Raw genomic sequence first — 15,425 nt, 5'->3', positions numbered from 1 at the left:
ACTTTATTTACTTCTTTTATTGAATAGTCAGTGTCGAAATTTTACTAAAGTCGAGACAAATCATTAAACAGAGCGATACTCATTAAACACAGGAGTGCAATAGTACCAAATTTAAACCCAACCTCTTGTACTTTTTCAGGTACGGGTTTCCCAGTGAAAAGCTCTATAACGTAATAGAGTAAATGCCCACCATCAAGAACAGGTAGCGGTAATAAATTAATTATTCCTAAGTTAATACTAATTAAAGCTAAAAACCCTAAAAAATAAACCAAGCCTATATTAGCGCTATTACCCGCACCTTGTGCTATAGATATTGGTCCACTTAAGTTTTTAACCGAAACATCGCCTGTTATTAACTTCCCTATCATATCAAAACTTAAAACCACTAAGTTCCATGTTCTTTCTACACTTTGACCTATAGCTTCAATAGGTCCATAAGATGTATTAATTCGGTACTTTTCTGGGTAAGGATCAGATTTAGGTGTTACACCAAAATATCCAACTTCTTTGCCATTACGTTCTACTGCTTTTGGAACCGCAGTTAATAATTGCGTAATGCCACCTCTTTGTACTTTAATTTCTACCGATTGTCCTGCTAATTCTTTAATTTTATTTGAAAAAACAGTCCAATCACCTTCAAGAGAAACACCATTGAGCTCAAGAAGTACATCACCAACTTGTACACCTGACATTTCTGCGGGGCTATCAGGATGAACAATAATCACTTCGTTATATACTTTAGCTCTAAATGGTTGGATACCTAAGCTAGTAAATGCTGACTCTTTATCTGGAGAAAACGCCCAACCAGAAGTATCTAATAAGCTTGTCGTTATATTAACGCTGTCTTCTTGTTTGGTTTTAAATTCTATAGATTGGCTACCTATTTCACCAACCAAGGCAAGGTTTACATCTTGCCAATCTGTAATTTTGCTACCCGCTATTTCTACTATTTGACTGTTAGCAGGTAAATTCGCTTTTGCTGAGATTGAAGTAGTCTCTATGCTGCCGATAATAGGCTTAATACTTGGAACACCAATCAAAAACATAAGGTAAAAAGCAACAATGGCGAAAGCAAAGTTAGCAAAAGGGCCTGCAGCTATAATAGCTATACGCTGATAAACGTTTTTTCCATTAAAGGTTTTATCTTGATCTTCAGGTAAAACATCATCAACACGATCATCTAACATTTTAACAAAACCGCCAAGAGGAATTAAAGCGATAACGTATTCAGTACCGTCTTTACCTATCTTACTCCACAAAGTTTTACCAAAGCCGATTGAAAATTTTTGTACCTTAACGCCATTCTTACGTGCCACCCAAAAGTGACCATATTCATGTACGGTAATTAATATACCCAATGCAATAACAAACGAAGCTAAGTTCCATAAAAATACAAACATATTAATGGTTATCTCTATTCATGTTATCGCAATTATCTTCCATATCGTATTGAGTTAATAAATCTTTGGTAAATTCTCTAACACGATGATCTAAACTCATTACATCATCTATTGAAGTTACCTCTTCTGAGACAAATTTATTCACAGAAGTTTCATTTATTTTGTATATATCAGTAAACTTTATTTTTTTGTTCAAAAAAGCATCTACTGCTATTTCATTAGCAGCATTAAGTGCTGTACATGCACCCTGGCCATTTTTACAGGCTTCAATAGCTAATTTTAGATTTGGATATTTTACGTAATCAACATCTTGGAATTCAAATGAAGGCGTGTTAAAAAAATCAAGCGGCTCAACACCTGACTCTATTCTTTCAGGAAAAGATAAAGCATGAGCAATAGGCGTACGCATATCAGGATTACCCATTTGCGCAATAACAGAACCGTCTTTATATTGAACCATAGAATGTATAGTACTTTGAGGATGAAGAACCACTTGAATATCTTCAGGCTCAACATTAAATAACCATTTAGCTTCAATGAACTCTAAGCCTTTATTCATCATAGTAGCTGAATCTACTGATATTTTTTGTCCCATATCCCAATTAGGATGAGCACAAGCCTGCTCAACAGTTACACTATCTAATTGTTCAACGCTAAAAGTTCTAAAAGGCCCGCCAGAGCCTGTTAATAGTATTTTACTAATACCATTTTCTGATAGGTTACAATAACCGGGAGTATTTTGAGCTTCAATAGGTAAGCACTGAAAAATAGCATTATGTTCACTATCTATTGGGATAAGTTGAGCGCCACTTGCCTTAACGGCTTCGATAAAAATAGCACCAGACGTAACAAGCGCTTCTTTGTTCGCAAGTAAAACACGCTTACCTGCATTAACTGCAGCCAAAGTTGGTAGTAAACCTGACGCACCAACAATAGCAGCCATTACAGTATCAACATTTTCATCTCGTGAAATAGTTTCTAATGCTTGAGCACCTGATAAAACATTGATGTGACCTAGGTTTTTTTCAAGTAATCGTTTTTCTAATTGTTCTGCATGAGTTTTTGAAACCATAACAACCGTTTCAGGTAAAAACTCAATACATTGAGTCAATAACACATCAACACTTGAATGAGCAGATAAACTCACAACAGTAAACTTTTCAGGATGTCTGCGAACAACATCTAATGTACTTAAACCAATGGATCCCGTCGCACCTAAAATACATAAACGACGTACAGCATTTTTTATTTCTGACACAAACTACCAGCCTATTAACGCATAACATAAGGCATATATAGGAGCAGTAGCGGTTAAACTATCAATCCTATCTAATATTCCACCATGACCTGGTAAAATAGAGCCACTATCTTTTATACCTGCTTGGCGTTTAAACATACTTTCGTTTAAGTCACCTAAAACAGACACTGTAGTAATTAAAATGGTAATTGGGATAACAAGATAAAACTGCTCTAGTTGCCAGCTCATTGTTAAGCCTGCAACAGTTACTAATATACAAGCAACTACAACACCACCAATAAAACCTTCCATTGTTTTACCTGGGCTTACATTAGGCATTAATTTATTTTTACCGAATGATTTACCCACAAAATAAGCACCAATATCCGCACTCCAAACCATTAAGAATAAAAACATAATGAGTTGAGCGCCGTGATAACTATCGGTTTGGTATTCACTACTACGCATAACAATAAAAGCTAACCATGTAGGAACAAGCGTTAACCAGCCAAATACACCTCTAATAGAGCGATGACTCGACCAAAACTTACTATAACGAGGATAAAGGAAAGTTAATGTAGCTGATAACACCCACCAAGCAACAGCTAACCACAATATATAAATAATGGGTTCTTGAAGCTTTGACGTTGTTATCCATAATTCTAATAAGGGGAAGTAATACCAAAGTGCAGCGATTAAAATACTTGTAACAATAACAAAAGCTATTCGTCTTCTTTTATTAGCAAAGCCCATTAAAGGACCCCACTCCCATGCGCCTATTCCCATTACAGCAAGCATTAATGCTGAAAAATAAGGTAATGGTAAATAAAATATACTTGCTATCGTCGCAGGAGCTAATACTAACGCTGTTATAATTCTATGTTTTAACAAATTTCACCCTTTTTACGTTAAAGTTGTTTTTATTATTATTTTTTAATTTTATTAATCATGAAAACTAAAATATTTTGATGGACACTTTATTACACAAATAAAAATAAACATATGCTTTTATCTGTAATATCTATGTCTTCGCATACTTCCCTATTCGGGATTGTTTTTAATTTGGTCGCCTGTTAAGCCAAAGCGCCTTTCTCTTTTATCAAACGAGAAGATAGCTTCTTTAAAAGCTTCATCATTAAAGTCTGGCCATAACGTCTCGGTAAAATAGAATTCTGCATAGGCAGCTTGCCACAATAAAAAATTGCTAATTCTATAGTCACCACCTGTTCGAATTAATAAATCTAATTCAGGTAAACCATTTAAAGAGATATGTTCATTCATTAGCTGTTCAGAGATATCGTCTACCGCTAACTCATTATTTTTAACTTTTTCAGCTATTTTTTTTGTTGCCTGAGTTATATCCCAGCGCCCGCCATAATTGGCAGCAACAGATAAAACCATATCAGTATTATTTTGGGTAAGCGTTTCAGATTCTTTGATCTTTTTTTGCAGCTTTGCGGAAAAGCGACTGACATCACCGATGATCTGAAAACGTATACCGTTTTTATGTAAGCGTTTAACTTCACGAGTTAATACAAACATAAACAATTCCATCAACACACTAACTTCAGACTCTGGACGTAACCAGTTTTCACTACTAAAAGCAAAAAGAGTTAACGCTTTAACACCTAATTCTCTTGCCGTAGTAACAGAAGAACGAACAGTTTCCACACCTGCTTTATGACCTGCAACTCTCGCTTTCGAACGAGATTGCGCCCAACGTCCATTACCATCCATAATTATGGCTACGTGCTGCGGAATTTTTCGATTTTCTTCTGACATTTATTCTTTATAACCTTATAAATAACCTACTAACTAATTTAGATTTCTATCCCAACCAACCAAGTTCATTAATAAATAATATCCTTCGGGTAATATGGCGAATAATAATCTAGCTTCTTAAAATCATTGAATGTTTCTCTCAATAATTTTGTTATAACGTTTTTTGTGAAGCTTTGTCTTAATAAGACATTAGTTAATCTGGTATAAATACAACCTATCTACGAAACAAAAAAGCCGCAGAAACTTACTTTACAAGTATTATCTACGGCGTTTAGTAATAAGCAATTAAAAAACTAAATTTCCATTAACTCAGCTTCTTTAGAGGTTAATATATCATCAACCTGCTTAATATATATATCAGTTACTTTTTGAATATCATCTTCTGCTTGATGATGCTCATCTTCACTAATTTCTTTATCTTTTAATAAGCTTTTGTAATCAGAATTTGCATCACGACGAATATTACGGATAGCAATCTTACCGCCTTCAGCTTCACCACGTACTACTTTAACAAGGTCTTTACGACGCTCTTCCGTTAAAGGAGGAAGTGGAATACGAATTAACGTACCATTCGACTGAGGGTTTAAACCTAAATCAGACTTTAAAATAGCCTTTTCAACAGCAGAAATCATTCCTTTGTCAAAAACAGTGATCGCTAGATTCCTTGCATCTGGAACAGAAATATTACCCACTTGGTTAAGTGGTGTTTCCATTCCGTAATAATCTACAGAAATATTATCAAGTAATGACGCATGTGCACGGCCAGTTCTTATTTTGGCTAAACTGCTCTTTAATGCATCAATACTTTTACCCATACGATCTTGAGCATCTTCTTTAATTTCATTAATCACGTGATATTCCTCAAAACTAATCTAAATTCTTTGCGTGGTCGATAATTGTACCTTCGTCGTCACCTAAAATAACAGATTTAAGTGAGCCAGGCTTATTCATATTAAATACTCGAATAGGCATGTTATGGTCGCGAGCTAATGTAAACGCTGCTAAATCCATAACTTGTAACTCTTTATCAAGTACTTCAGCATAAGTTAAATGCTTATAAAGTGTTGCTTCAGGATTTTTCACTGGGTCTTCTGAATATATACCGTCAACTTTAGTTGCTTTTAAAACAACATCAGCTTCAATTTCGATTCCGCGTAAACACGCTGCAGAGTCAGTGGTAAAAAATGGATTACCCGTTCCAGCGCTGAATATTACTACTCGGCCAGATTTTAATAAGCTGATTGCTTCAGCCCAGTTATAACGGTCACACACACCAGCAAGATCAATTGCTGACATTAAACGTGTATTTACAAACGCACGATGTAAAGCATCACGCATTGCTAAGCCGTTCATTACGGTTGCAAGCATACCCATTTGGTCGCCTACTACACGATTCATTCCTGCGTCAGCTAGTCCTTTACCACGGAATAAGTTTCCTCCGCCGATAACTAAGCCAACTTGAACTCCCATTTCAATGAGTTCTTTGATTTCTTGAGCCATGCGATCTAAAACTTTCGGGTCAATACCGAAACCTTCAGAACCCATTAAGGCCTCACCACTAAGTTTTAACAATATACGTCGATATGTTGGTTTGGGATTCACGCTCATATAAAAAACATTCCTGTACTTTTCTTAAGATGAAAAAAAATAGCCGAGACCTTATTTGGTCGCGGCTATTCTAGTACGTTTAGCTAACTATCGAAAGTATATTTACAAAATAAGCGTCTCTAAAGTTAATTAAACGTTAAAAGCGTTTAAAAATTAAGCTTTTGCCGCAGCAATTTGAGCTTCAACTTCAGCAGCAAAATCTTCTTCTTTCTTCTCGATACCTTCACCAACTTCTAAACGTACGAAGCTAGAAACCGTAATACCTTTTTCTTTAAGTATTGCGCCTACAGTTTTCTTAGGTTCCATGATGAAAGCTTGACCAGTTAAAGAAATTTCACCAGTAAATTTCTTCATACGACCAATGATGATTTTTTCTAATAAATCAACAGGCTTTTTCTTGTTTTCTTCAAGAGCATCATTTTCAGCTTTTAAGATATCTAACTGAATGCGTTGTTCGTTTTCTACTACGCTAGCAGGAACATCTTCAGGGTTGATGTATTCTGGCTTGCTTGCAGCAACGTGCATTGCAATGTGCTTAAGTGAATCAGCATCACCTTCACCAGAAACAATAACACCAATAGTAGCACCATGTTTGTAAGTAGCTAAAGTAGTACCTTCAACATAAGCTACGCGACGAACATTGATGTTTTCACCAATTTTAGTCACTAGAGCAATACGCTCTTCTTCAAACTGTGTTTGAAGTTCTTCAATTGTTACTTTTGAAGCGGCAGCAGCATCTGCAACTTTGTTAGCAAATGCTAAAAAGTTATCATCTTTTGCTACGAAATCAGTTTGACAGTTAACTTCAACTAATACGCCATCTTTAATGATGATTTGACCTTCAGCAGCGATGTTACCTGCTTTTTTAGCAGCTTTAGCTTGACCGTTCTTACGCATGTTCTCAATCGCAAGTTCCATGTCGCCTTCAGCTTCTTGTAAAGCTTTTTTACAATCCATCATGCCCGCAGCTGTGCGTTCACGTAATTCTTTAACCATTGCAGCAGTAATTTGCATGAGTTAATTCCTAATTTTTAGTTATCCCCGTACAAAGAGTAAAGTTTATCTTTAAGATAAATACTCCATAAAGTTTTGGGCATAAGTATTAAATAAGTTGGCGATAATAAAGAAACTTTATTATCGCCACATGAAATAAACGTTAAGAGCTAATTACTCAGCTTCTACAAAACCGTCTTTTTCAGCTTGAACAACGATGTTTTGCTCACGACCTTCTAGAACTGCGTTTGCAGCAGAATCTAGGTATAAAGTCACAGCACGGATAGCATCATCGTTACCAGGTACGATGTAATCAACACCGTCTGGGTTAGAGTTTGTATCAACTACAGCGATTACTGGAATGCCTAAGTTGTTAGCTTCTTTAATAGAAATGTGCTCATGATCAGCATCGATGATGAATAAAGCATCAGGTAAACCACCCATGTTTTTAATTCCACCAAGGCTTTTTTCAAGCTTTTCCATTTCACGTGTACGCATTAAAGCTTCTTTCTTAGTAAGAGCTTCAAAAGTACCGTCAGAGCTTTGTGCTTCTAAATCTTTTAGACGCTTGATAGATTGACGAACTGTTTTCCAGTTAGTCAACATACCACCTAACCACCGGTGATTAACGTAGAATTGATCACATTTGATTGCAGCATCTTTGATTGCATCGCTTGCAGCACGTTTAGTACCTACAAACAAAACTTTACCTTTCTTAGAAGAAACGTTGTTAATAAAAGCAAGTGCTTCGTTAAACATTGGTACAGTTTGTTCTAGGTTGATGATATGAACTTTATCGCGAGCACCAAAAATGTAGCTTTTCATTTTTGGATTCCAGTAACGGGTTTTGTGACCGAAATGTACACCGGCTTTAAGCATATCGCGCATTGAAACGTTTGGCATGATTTTTCCTTTAGGGTTAAGCGTTCATACACCTAATATACAAGACTCTTAAATGCTTCATCATTTAATATGATTTAGCTGAGCACCCTAGTATATCTTTGCGAGATGTATGTGAGTTTATATTTAAAATCAACATCAATTGTTAATTCAGTTTTGCTTAACAACACATAACAAATACTATGTAGATTATTAGCGGCGCACTTTATACCATAAGTCAGGCTTTTTTGCTAGAAATGGCGTTAAATAATATTAATTAACGAAAATGAATATCGTAGTTAAGAATATTCTATGCTAATGGGTCATAGCGCGTTAAAATTAGCACAAAGTAATCAAATGTTAATAACTATGTCTGTACAACTATTTTATATTTACGATACTCATTGCCCTTGGAGCTATGTAACGCTTCCATTAGTTAATGAAATTATGGCTGCTCATCCTGAATTTACGCTTAACTTATTACATTGTGCGCGTTATGAAGGTGATGAGAATATTTCTAAAAAAACTATCGAAACTATTGAAGACGATAGCGCTACTATATTTAGTGATGCTTATATGGCTCAACTAAAACAAGCTAAAGATTCAACCTTAACGGCTAACGTTATGTCTTGGGTTTCTAACAAAGTACCTCATATAGGTTTAGAAGTATTAAATTCAATTTTCACAGCACACTTTGAACAAGCGAACGAATTACGTTCTTTTGATGACATGAGTGAAATAGTAAGTGAATTTAAGCTTTCACCACCTAATAAGGTATTCACGCTAGAAAAATTCACAAAAGATGCTGAAATATTATTAAGCAGCCTTGAAGAATTACAAGACATCATGGGTACAAAAGCTATCCCTGCTCTGTTACTCGCTATAGATGAAAGACTTATTTTATTAAATCATAATCTTTATCTAAAGCATCCAAAAGCAATTGTAGAAGCGATTGATCTTGAGTTAGCTAACGATTAGCTGAAAAAAACACGATAGACAAAATATGAACATTTAGGCAAAATAGCGCGTCTAAAAACAGCGTTAATTTTTTAAAACCTGTTTATATTTATACATAAAATCAAACGAAAATTAATTAAATGAGGCATTAATGGGAATCGCTATAAAAAGTCAGGAAGATATTGCAAAAATGCGTATAGCAGGACAACTTGCTGCAGACGTATTAGAAATGATAGAGCCGCATATAAAGGCGGGCATTACTACTGACCAATTGAACACCATTTGTGCTGAGTATACAGAGAAGGTACAAAACGCAATATCTGCACCTTTAGACTATCACGGATTTCCAAAGTCTATTTGTACCTCAGTTAACCATGTTGTTTGTCATGGTATCCCTGATGATATAGAGCTAAAAGATGGTGATATTTTAAATATCGACATTACCGTTATTAAAGATGGTTTTCATGGCGATACCAGCAAAATGTTTTTTATTGGTGATGTAACGCCTGAAGACAGTCGTTTATGTCGTATTACGCAAGAAGCACTTTACATCGGTATGAAAAAAGTAAAACCAGGTGTTACCTTCGGCGAAATTGGCACAGCTATTCAAAAGTTTATCAAAAAATCAGGTCGTTATTCTATTGTTAAAGAATATTGTGGTCACGGTATTGGTGAAGTATTTCATGAAGAGCCTCAAATTGTTCATTATAAAAATAATGACAATACCAAAATGGAAGAAGGCATGTGTTTCACTATAGAACCGATGATCAACTTAGGTCGTGCTAATACCATCCTTGATAAAGAAGATAACTGGACGGTTTATACAATAGACGGTAAAAAGTCAGCTCAATGGGAACATACAATAGTAGTAACCAAAACGGGTTGTGAAGTCCTTACGTTACGTAAAGAAGAAACGATAACAAGAATGTTACACAACTAGCGTCTACTCAAATCATGCTAACAACTTTAATTAATTACTATAAGAAGAAAACAGTGACCACTGAATCTACCTTGCCAAGTCAATTTGTTGAGCCGCTAGCGATCAGTGCTCCTTTTATTTCTAGTGCTGAAATTTGTAAAATAGGCGTTGAATTTCAAGAATGGCAAAAAGAAATTTTTCCTGTTGAAGATATTACAGCTCTAGTAAATGCTAGAGCTGAATTTGTGGATAATATTTTAACCAAACTGTGGTCTCAGCATGAACTTGATGAATACCAAATTAGCTTAATTGCTGTTGGTGGTTATGGTCGAGCTGAATTACACCCTTATTCTGATGTTGATATTCTTTTATTAACTCAAGAAAAAACTGACAAAGATTTAGAAGAAAAAATATCTACCTTTATTACCCAACTATGGGATGTAAAGTTAGACATAGGTCACAGTGTTCGCAGCGTAAAAGAATGTTTAAAGCAAGCCATTAACGACGTAACTATTGCAACAAACTTAATGGAAATGCGTCAAATATGCGGTAACGAAGCATTAACTGAACAACTTCAACCCTTATTGAATCAAGACGTATTCTGGACCTCAAAAAAATTCTTCATTGCCAAACGTGACGAACAATATAATCGACACAAACAATACCATGGCGCCTCTTACACTCTTGAGCCTAACCTAAAAGCTAATCCTGGTGGTTTACGAGATATACAAACCATTGGTTGGGTAGCAAAACGTCACTTTATTGCCGACTCGCTTGAAGAGCTTGTTGAACATAAATACCTTACTATTAATGAGTATTTCGAATTAGTAGAGTGTCAAGATTACCTATGGCGTATGCGCTTTGCTTTACACTTTGTAGCGAGCAGAAATGAAAATAGATTACTGTTTGATCATCAAGCCAGTGTAGCTGAACTCCTTGGTTTTGGTGACGGTGGAAAGCTAGCTGTTGAAAGAATGATGAAACGTTTTTTCAGAATCATTGGTCGTGTTGCCGAATTAAACAAAATGTTACTTCAACATTTTGAATACGTTATCATCAATGAAAATAAATATAAAAAAGTTACGCCAATCAACGACGAATTCGTCATTGTTGATGGACAAATAAAAGTAACTAATCAGCGTATATTTACCCGTTCAAATAAAATTATGGAAATGCTATTACTGATAGCAGAACATGATGAAATAACAGATTTACATCCCGACACCTTACGTTTAATGAGAAATGCGCGTCGTCGTTTTGTATCATGTTTAATGGATTACGCAGACTCAAGAAAAGCCTTCATGAAATTAATGAGGCATCCAAAAGGTTTAGGCGTAGCATTTACCTTAATGCACAGACATTCAATTTTAGATGCCTACTTACCTGAATGGCGTAACATTGTTGGTCAAATGCAATTTGATTTATTTCATGCCTATTCAGTTGATGAACATAGCTACCGATTAATCAAAAACTTATACAAGTTTAGCCAACCTGAATTCAACAAAGAGTTCCCACTTTGTAGCAAGCTAGTGCAACGTGTACGTAAGCCTGAATTACTTTATATTGCGGGTATATTTCACGATATAGCCAAAGGTAGAGGTGGAGATCACGCTAAGCTAGGCGCTATAGATGCACTGAACTTTGCAAAATTACATCAATTAAGTGATCACGATGGGCGATTAATTTCATGGTTAGTTAAACATCATTTATTAATGTCGGTAACTGCACAACGTAGAGATATTTCAGATCCTAATATCATAAAAGAATTCGCTGACATTATTCGAGATGAAACCCATCTAGATTACCTATACTGTCTAACAGTTGCCGATATGCGTGCAACAAATGAAAGTTTATGGAACAACTGGAAGTCGAACCTTTTACAAGAGCTTTATTACAGTACTAAACGTGCATTCCTAAGAGGTTTAGAAAAACCTGTAGATTTACGCGCTAAAGTACGTGAAAACCAACAACTGGCTTCTGAGTTACTGCTAACCTACAACTTTACAGAGACTCAAATCACTAAAGTATGGCAAGAATTTAAATCTGACTACTTCCTACGTTACGGCCCAGAACAGATCACTTGGCACAGCAGACATATTTTAAATCATAATAAAAAAATACCTTTAGTTATTCTAAACCCCACCCCTTTTAGAGGCGGTACTGAGGTTTTTGTTTACACTAAAGATCAATCGAATATTTTTTATAATATTGTTTCATTATTGGGCTCTAAACAGTTATCGATTCATGACGCGAAAATCATCACCACCAAAAAAGGCTACACAGCAAATACCTTTGTAGTACTTGATCAACAAGGTGAACCGATTGATGATATTGAAAGAGCAAATATAATTGAAAAAGCACTCACTGAAGTATTGTCTGCTTCTCAGTGTTTAATAAAACCAAAACCTTTAGCTAAAAGATTTCAACAGTTTGATATACCGACGCAAGTTAGCTTTATTGAAACGAAAACCAAAGCTAAAAATACAACCATGCTTGAAATACTAACACTTGATACACCAGGGCTTTTAGCAAGTATTGCTGAAGTTTTTCAGAAGTGTGAGGTGCAAATCCATTCAGCCAAAATTACAACCTTTGGTGAAAAAGCAGAAGATGTATTTACGTTATCAAACAAATTTAACCAAGCACTTACATTAGAAGAGCAAGAAGCTCTCACGGTAATGTTGTGTGACAAAACATCTCATTCAAATTAACTTTAGAACAAATTAGGAAATATAATGTCTGAATTACAAAGTATTATTGAACAAGCATTTGAAGACCGTGCTGACATCTCTCCATTAACAGTAACTCCAGTAGTTAAACAAGCAGTTTTAGATGCTTTAGATGCTTTAAACAATGGTTCAGCTCGTGTTGCTGAATACATAGACGGCGAATGGGTTGTTCATCAATGGCTTAAAAAAGCGGTACTTTTATCTTTCCGTATTTGGGATAACGAAACGTTAGACGGCGCAGAAAGTAAGTTTTACGATAAAGTACCTATGAAATATTCAAACTACGGCAACGAAGAATTTAAAGCTGACGGCGTTCGTGTAGTACCTGGTGCTTCTGTTCGTACTGGTAGCTTCATTGGTAAGAACGTTGTTGTAATGCCTTCATTTGTTAACATTGGTGCGTTTGTTGACGAAGGTACTATGATTGATACTTGGGCAACCGTTGGTTCATGTGCACAAATTGGTAAGAATGTTCACTTATCTGGTGGTGTTGGCATAGGTGGTGTTTTAGAACCTCTACAAGCTGGTCCTACAATTATTGAAGATGATTGTTTCATTGGTGCTCGTTCTGAAATCGTTGAAGGTGTTGTTGTTGAAAGAGGTTCTGTAATTTCAATGGGCGTTTACATCGGTCAATCAACTAAGATTTTAGATCGTGAAACAGGTGAAGTAACTTACGGTCGTGTTCCTGCTGGTTCTGTAGTAGTGGCTGGTAACATGCCATCTAAGTGTGGAACTTACAGCCTTTACTGTGCAGTAATCGTTAAAAAAGTTGACGCTAAAACGTTAGGTAAAACAGGTTTAAATGAATTATTACGTACTATCGATTAATCAGCTAATCGCCTGATTAAGTACAATAGTTATAACGTAAAAAAGTAATTTTAAAAGCAGCCTATATATCCATAAAATTTATGAATATATAGGCTGCTTTTTTATTGTCATTAATTTGACACAGCTAATTAACATTAAATTAACACCGTTAGAAAAACCACACTCCCCTAATAAATCCTATACAAATCATTAAATTAAAATATTGGCATAGCACTTGATATACCTAACTTATAGGTTTTAAATAAAGAGTGTGTTATGAAAATAATTAATATAGTTACGGCGTGTATTTTAGGTGTATTTCTTACGGCGTGTAATTCAACCCCGAAGCCAATGCAGCTTATTAAAAAGCCCTTAGTTTCCGATCATTATTTATTAATGTCTTTGATGAACCGACCTGTAACAGCAGATCAACAATTAATGTTAGCGTTTCAGCAACAACGTGAAAGTTACTACGGTGATGTTTTTGTGAATGCGGTATCACTTAAAGGACCTAAGTTAATAGATAACTCTGCGCCTGTTAACCGATTTGAATTCCTGATTAATAACGATATCAACGCGATTAATATTCAAGGTCCAATAGCTAAAGCCAATGACATATAAAATTCTCGGCCGCAAGCGACCGAGTTTCAAAACAAGTTCAGTGGATCGCTATTAATTTCTTTACCATCTAATTCGATTAACTGTTCTTGAACATATTTCCTGATAACTTCTTCTGTTGCGTTACCAATCGTTTCAACAAAAAAGCTTTGTGTCCATAATTTACCGCCCCAGAAATACTGCTTTTTAATTTCAGGATAACTTCTAAAAAACTCACAAGCAGTTATACTTTTAATTATTTGCATAACATCGCTTGGCGACTGTTTAGGGATCCCTCTAATAACCATATGAATATGGTCACTCGGAATTTCTAACTCTACGATATCAATATCGTAGTCATATCCTACTTTTTGAATAATTGCTTTCATTGTTGAACGATAAGGTTCAATGAAGACTTTGTGTCGATACTTTGGTATCCACACAAAGTGGTACATTAATCTAAAGACATGATGTGTATTTCTTTGAAGTTCCATATGAAGAATAGCATTTACTGGGGTCCCCCCAGTATACACTATCCAGCACGGGGGCAAGCCCCCGAGATTTACGCTTCGCTAGTTAAATCGTTGATTGCAGTATAAACTCAACGATTTTTAAACCTATGATCTTATAAATATAAAACGTCTTATTTAGTGATTAACCAGCTTAAACCCGTTAATCACACGTTAAATCTAATTGTTTAAACACATCTAACCATTGTTCATCAAAGTCAGCCTGTATTTTAACTGCTTCATTCGTTATTGGATGAGTAAACTCAAGTTGACGAGCATGTAACATTAATCGCTTAAAGCCAAAATACTCATTAAAAAATGGGTTTTGTTTATTATCCCCATAATTTATATCACCAATAATTGGATGACGTAAATGAGCCAAATGACGTCTTATTTGATGTCTTCTTCCTGTTACTGGCATTAATTTAATCAAAGAGTATCGCACCGAATCAAACTTACCTACCGTTTCATTTAATGTCGCCGTACCTATAGATTGATAATGAGTTTGCGCTTCTTGAGCTTCCTTATTAGGATCAACGTACTTATCACCTAGCTTATCTAGCTTCTCTTTTAGCGCATAATCCACCAAATCTTCGCCCATTAAATGTCCACGAGTAAGGGCATAATAAGTTTTTTGAATCGTTTTATTAGTAAAGGCTTCTCCCATCAAACGCGCTACCTCTTGATTTAAACCAAAAAGTAATACACCTGAAGTCGGTCGGTCTAAACGATGTAATGGATAAACATATTGCCCAACTTGATCACGTACTAATTGCAAAGCAAAATAAATTTCATCTCTGTCCATATAGCTTCTGTGTACAAAAAGCCCTGAAGGTTTATCTACAGCAACCAAATATTCATCTTGGTAAAGTATTTTTAAAACAGGTTTTTCAAGATCTTCATCTTGGTTTTCGAATAATTCAGTCATTACTATTTATCACTAATCTAAAGTTATTAAATAAAGATTTAAAAATACGCATAAGCCCTCTTTACCTAGATATATAT

At 35.4% G+C, this 15,425-nt stretch carries 15 protein-coding genes; 5 read left to right on the top strand and 10 right to left on the bottom strand.

The window, feature by feature from the left end; genetic code table 11:
- Nucleotides 1-44: 44 nt before the first annotated feature.
- From rseP to rpsB, 8 genes are all read right to left on the bottom strand, one after another.
- A complete protein-coding gene (rseP, locus tag ACPUVN_RS03695) occupies nucleotides 45-1,400 on the bottom strand; it encodes a sigma E protease regulator RseP (RefSeq protein ID WP_426369988.1) in 1,356 nt (451 codons plus the stop codon).
- Between the two features lies 1 nt (nucleotide 1,401).
- Nucleotides 1,402-2,658, bottom strand: a complete 1,257-nt coding sequence (ispC, locus tag ACPUVN_RS03690; protein WP_426369987.1) for a 1-deoxy-D-xylulose-5-phosphate reductoisomerase — start codon at nucleotides 2,656-2,658, stop codon at nucleotides 1,402-1,404.
- A 3-nt stretch (nucleotides 2,659-2,661) separates the two neighbouring features.
- Complete coding sequence (locus tag ACPUVN_RS03685) at nucleotides 2,662-3,528, bottom strand: phosphatidate cytidylyltransferase (RefSeq protein ID WP_426369986.1); 867 nt, start codon at nucleotides 3,526-3,528, stop codon at nucleotides 2,662-2,664.
- 150 nt (nucleotides 3,529-3,678) lie between these two features.
- The gene (gene uppS / locus ACPUVN_RS03680) at nucleotides 3,679-4,419 is read right to left on the bottom strand and encodes a polyprenyl diphosphate synthase (protein WP_426357957.1); all 741 of its coding nucleotides are present in this window, start codon (nucleotides 4,417-4,419) and stop codon (nucleotides 3,679-3,681) included.
- A gap of 293 nt (nucleotides 4,420-4,712) precedes the next feature.
- A complete protein-coding gene (gene frr / locus ACPUVN_RS03675) occupies nucleotides 4,713-5,270 on the bottom strand; it encodes a ribosome recycling factor (protein WP_426357958.1) in 558 nt (185 codons plus the stop codon).
- A 16-nt stretch (nucleotides 5,271-5,286) separates the two neighbouring features.
- The gene (pyrH, locus tag ACPUVN_RS03670) at nucleotides 5,287-6,027 is read right to left on the bottom strand and encodes a UMP kinase (RefSeq protein ID WP_426357959.1); all 741 of its coding nucleotides are present in this window, start codon (nucleotides 6,025-6,027) and stop codon (nucleotides 5,287-5,289) included.
- A gap of 153 nt (nucleotides 6,028-6,180) precedes the next feature.
- The gene (gene tsf, locus ACPUVN_RS03665; protein ID WP_426357960.1) at nucleotides 6,181-7,041 is read right to left on the bottom strand and encodes a translation elongation factor Ts; all 861 of its coding nucleotides are present in this window, start codon (nucleotides 7,039-7,041) and stop codon (nucleotides 6,181-6,183) included.
- Between the two features lie 153 nt (nucleotides 7,042-7,194).
- Nucleotides 7,195-7,923, bottom strand: coding sequence for a 30S ribosomal protein S2 (rpsB, locus tag ACPUVN_RS03660; RefSeq protein ID WP_426357961.1), 729 nt, complete (start codon nucleotides 7,921-7,923; stop codon nucleotides 7,195-7,197).
- A gap of 288 nt (nucleotides 7,924-8,211) precedes the next feature.
- Here rpsB and ACPUVN_RS03655 point away from each other — a divergent pair, with 288 nt between their 5' ends.
- From ACPUVN_RS03655 to ACPUVN_RS03635, 5 genes are all read left to right on the top strand, one after another.
- Entirely contained in the window at nucleotides 8,212-8,877 is a 666-nt protein-coding gene (locus ACPUVN_RS03655) for a hypothetical protein (RefSeq protein ID WP_426357962.1), read from the top strand.
- Between the two features lie 130 nt (nucleotides 8,878-9,007).
- The gene (gene map, locus ACPUVN_RS03650) at nucleotides 9,008-9,796 is read left to right on the top strand and encodes a type I methionyl aminopeptidase (RefSeq protein ID WP_426369985.1); all 789 of its coding nucleotides are present in this window, start codon (nucleotides 9,008-9,010) and stop codon (nucleotides 9,794-9,796) included.
- A 53-nt stretch (nucleotides 9,797-9,849) separates the two neighbouring features.
- Nucleotides 9,850-12,486 (top strand): [protein-PII] uridylyltransferase, encoded by a 2,637-nt coding sequence (gene glnD / locus ACPUVN_RS03645; protein WP_426369984.1) that lies wholly within the window; start codon nucleotides 9,850-9,852, stop codon nucleotides 12,484-12,486.
- Nucleotides 12,487-12,510: 24 nt separating this feature from the next.
- Entirely contained in the window at nucleotides 12,511-13,335 is an 825-nt protein-coding gene (gene dapD / locus ACPUVN_RS03640) for a 2,3,4,5-tetrahydropyridine-2,6-dicarboxylate N-succinyltransferase (RefSeq protein ID WP_426357965.1), read from the top strand.
- A 255-nt stretch (nucleotides 13,336-13,590) separates the two neighbouring features.
- Nucleotides 13,591-13,935: a hypothetical protein gene (locus tag ACPUVN_RS03635; protein WP_426357966.1), complete on the top strand. Its 345-nt coding sequence runs from the start codon at nucleotides 13,591-13,593 to the stop codon at nucleotides 13,933-13,935.
- Nucleotides 13,936-13,961: 26 nt separating this feature from the next.
- Here ACPUVN_RS03635 and tnpA read toward each other — a convergent pair whose 3' ends face one another.
- Together tnpA and truC are read right to left on the bottom strand one after the other, a co-directional pair.
- Complete coding sequence (tnpA, locus tag ACPUVN_RS03630; RefSeq protein ID WP_426369983.1) at nucleotides 13,962-14,405, bottom strand: IS200/IS605 family transposase; 444 nt, start codon at nucleotides 14,403-14,405, stop codon at nucleotides 13,962-13,964.
- 178 nt (nucleotides 14,406-14,583) lie between these two features.
- On the bottom strand, nucleotides 14,584-15,348 hold the full coding sequence (truC, locus tag ACPUVN_RS03625; protein ID WP_426357967.1) for a tRNA pseudouridine(65) synthase TruC: 765 nt from the start codon (nucleotides 15,346-15,348) through the stop codon (nucleotides 14,584-14,586).
- Between the last annotated feature and the right edge of the window lie 77 nt (nucleotides 15,349-15,425).

Origin of the sequence: Pseudocolwellia antarctica (assembly GCF_049933045.1) — a bacterium.
Taxonomy (GTDB): Bacteria; Pseudomonadota; Gammaproteobacteria; order Enterobacterales; family Alteromonadaceae; genus Pseudocolwellia.
This window is presented reverse-complemented; position numbering and strand designations above follow the sequence as displayed.

Bases quoted from the DNA above. Each gene is read 5' to 3' on its own strand.
- rseP (WP_426369988.1), bottom strand. From the start codon at position 1,400: ATGTTTGTATTTTTATGGAACTTAGCTTCGTTTGTTATTGCATTGGGT.
- uppS (WP_426357957.1), bottom strand. From the start codon at position 4,419: ATGTCAGAAGAAAATCGAAAAATTCCGCAGCACGTAGCCATAATTATG.
- pyrH (WP_426357959.1), bottom strand. From the start codon at position 6,027: ATGAGCGTGAATCCCAAACCAACATATCGACGTATATTGTTAAAACTT.
- tsf (WP_426357960.1), bottom strand. From the start codon at position 7,041: ATGCAAATTACTGCTGCAATGGTTAAAGAATTACGTGAACGCACAGCT.
- rpsB (WP_426357961.1), bottom strand. From the start codon at position 7,923: ATGCCAAACGTTTCAATGCGCGATATGCTTAAAGCCGGTGTACATTTC.
- ACPUVN_RS03655 (WP_426357962.1), top strand. From the start codon at position 8,212: ATGCTAATGGGTCATAGCGCGTTAAAATTAGCACAAAGTAATCAAATG.
- map (WP_426369985.1), top strand. From the start codon at position 9,008: ATGGGAATCGCTATAAAAAGTCAGGAAGATATTGCAAAAATGCGTATA.
- dapD (WP_426357965.1), top strand. From the start codon at position 12,511: ATGTCTGAATTACAAAGTATTATTGAACAAGCATTTGAAGACCGTGCT.
- ACPUVN_RS03635 (WP_426357966.1), top strand. From the start codon at position 13,591: ATGAAAATAATTAATATAGTTACGGCGTGTATTTTAGGTGTATTTCTT.
- tnpA (WP_426369983.1), bottom strand. From the start codon at position 14,405: ATGGAACTTCAAAGAAATACACATCATGTCTTTAGATTAATGTACCAC.
- truC (WP_426357967.1), bottom strand. From the start codon at position 15,348: ATGACTGAATTATTCGAAAACCAAGATGAAGATCTTGAAAAACCTGTT.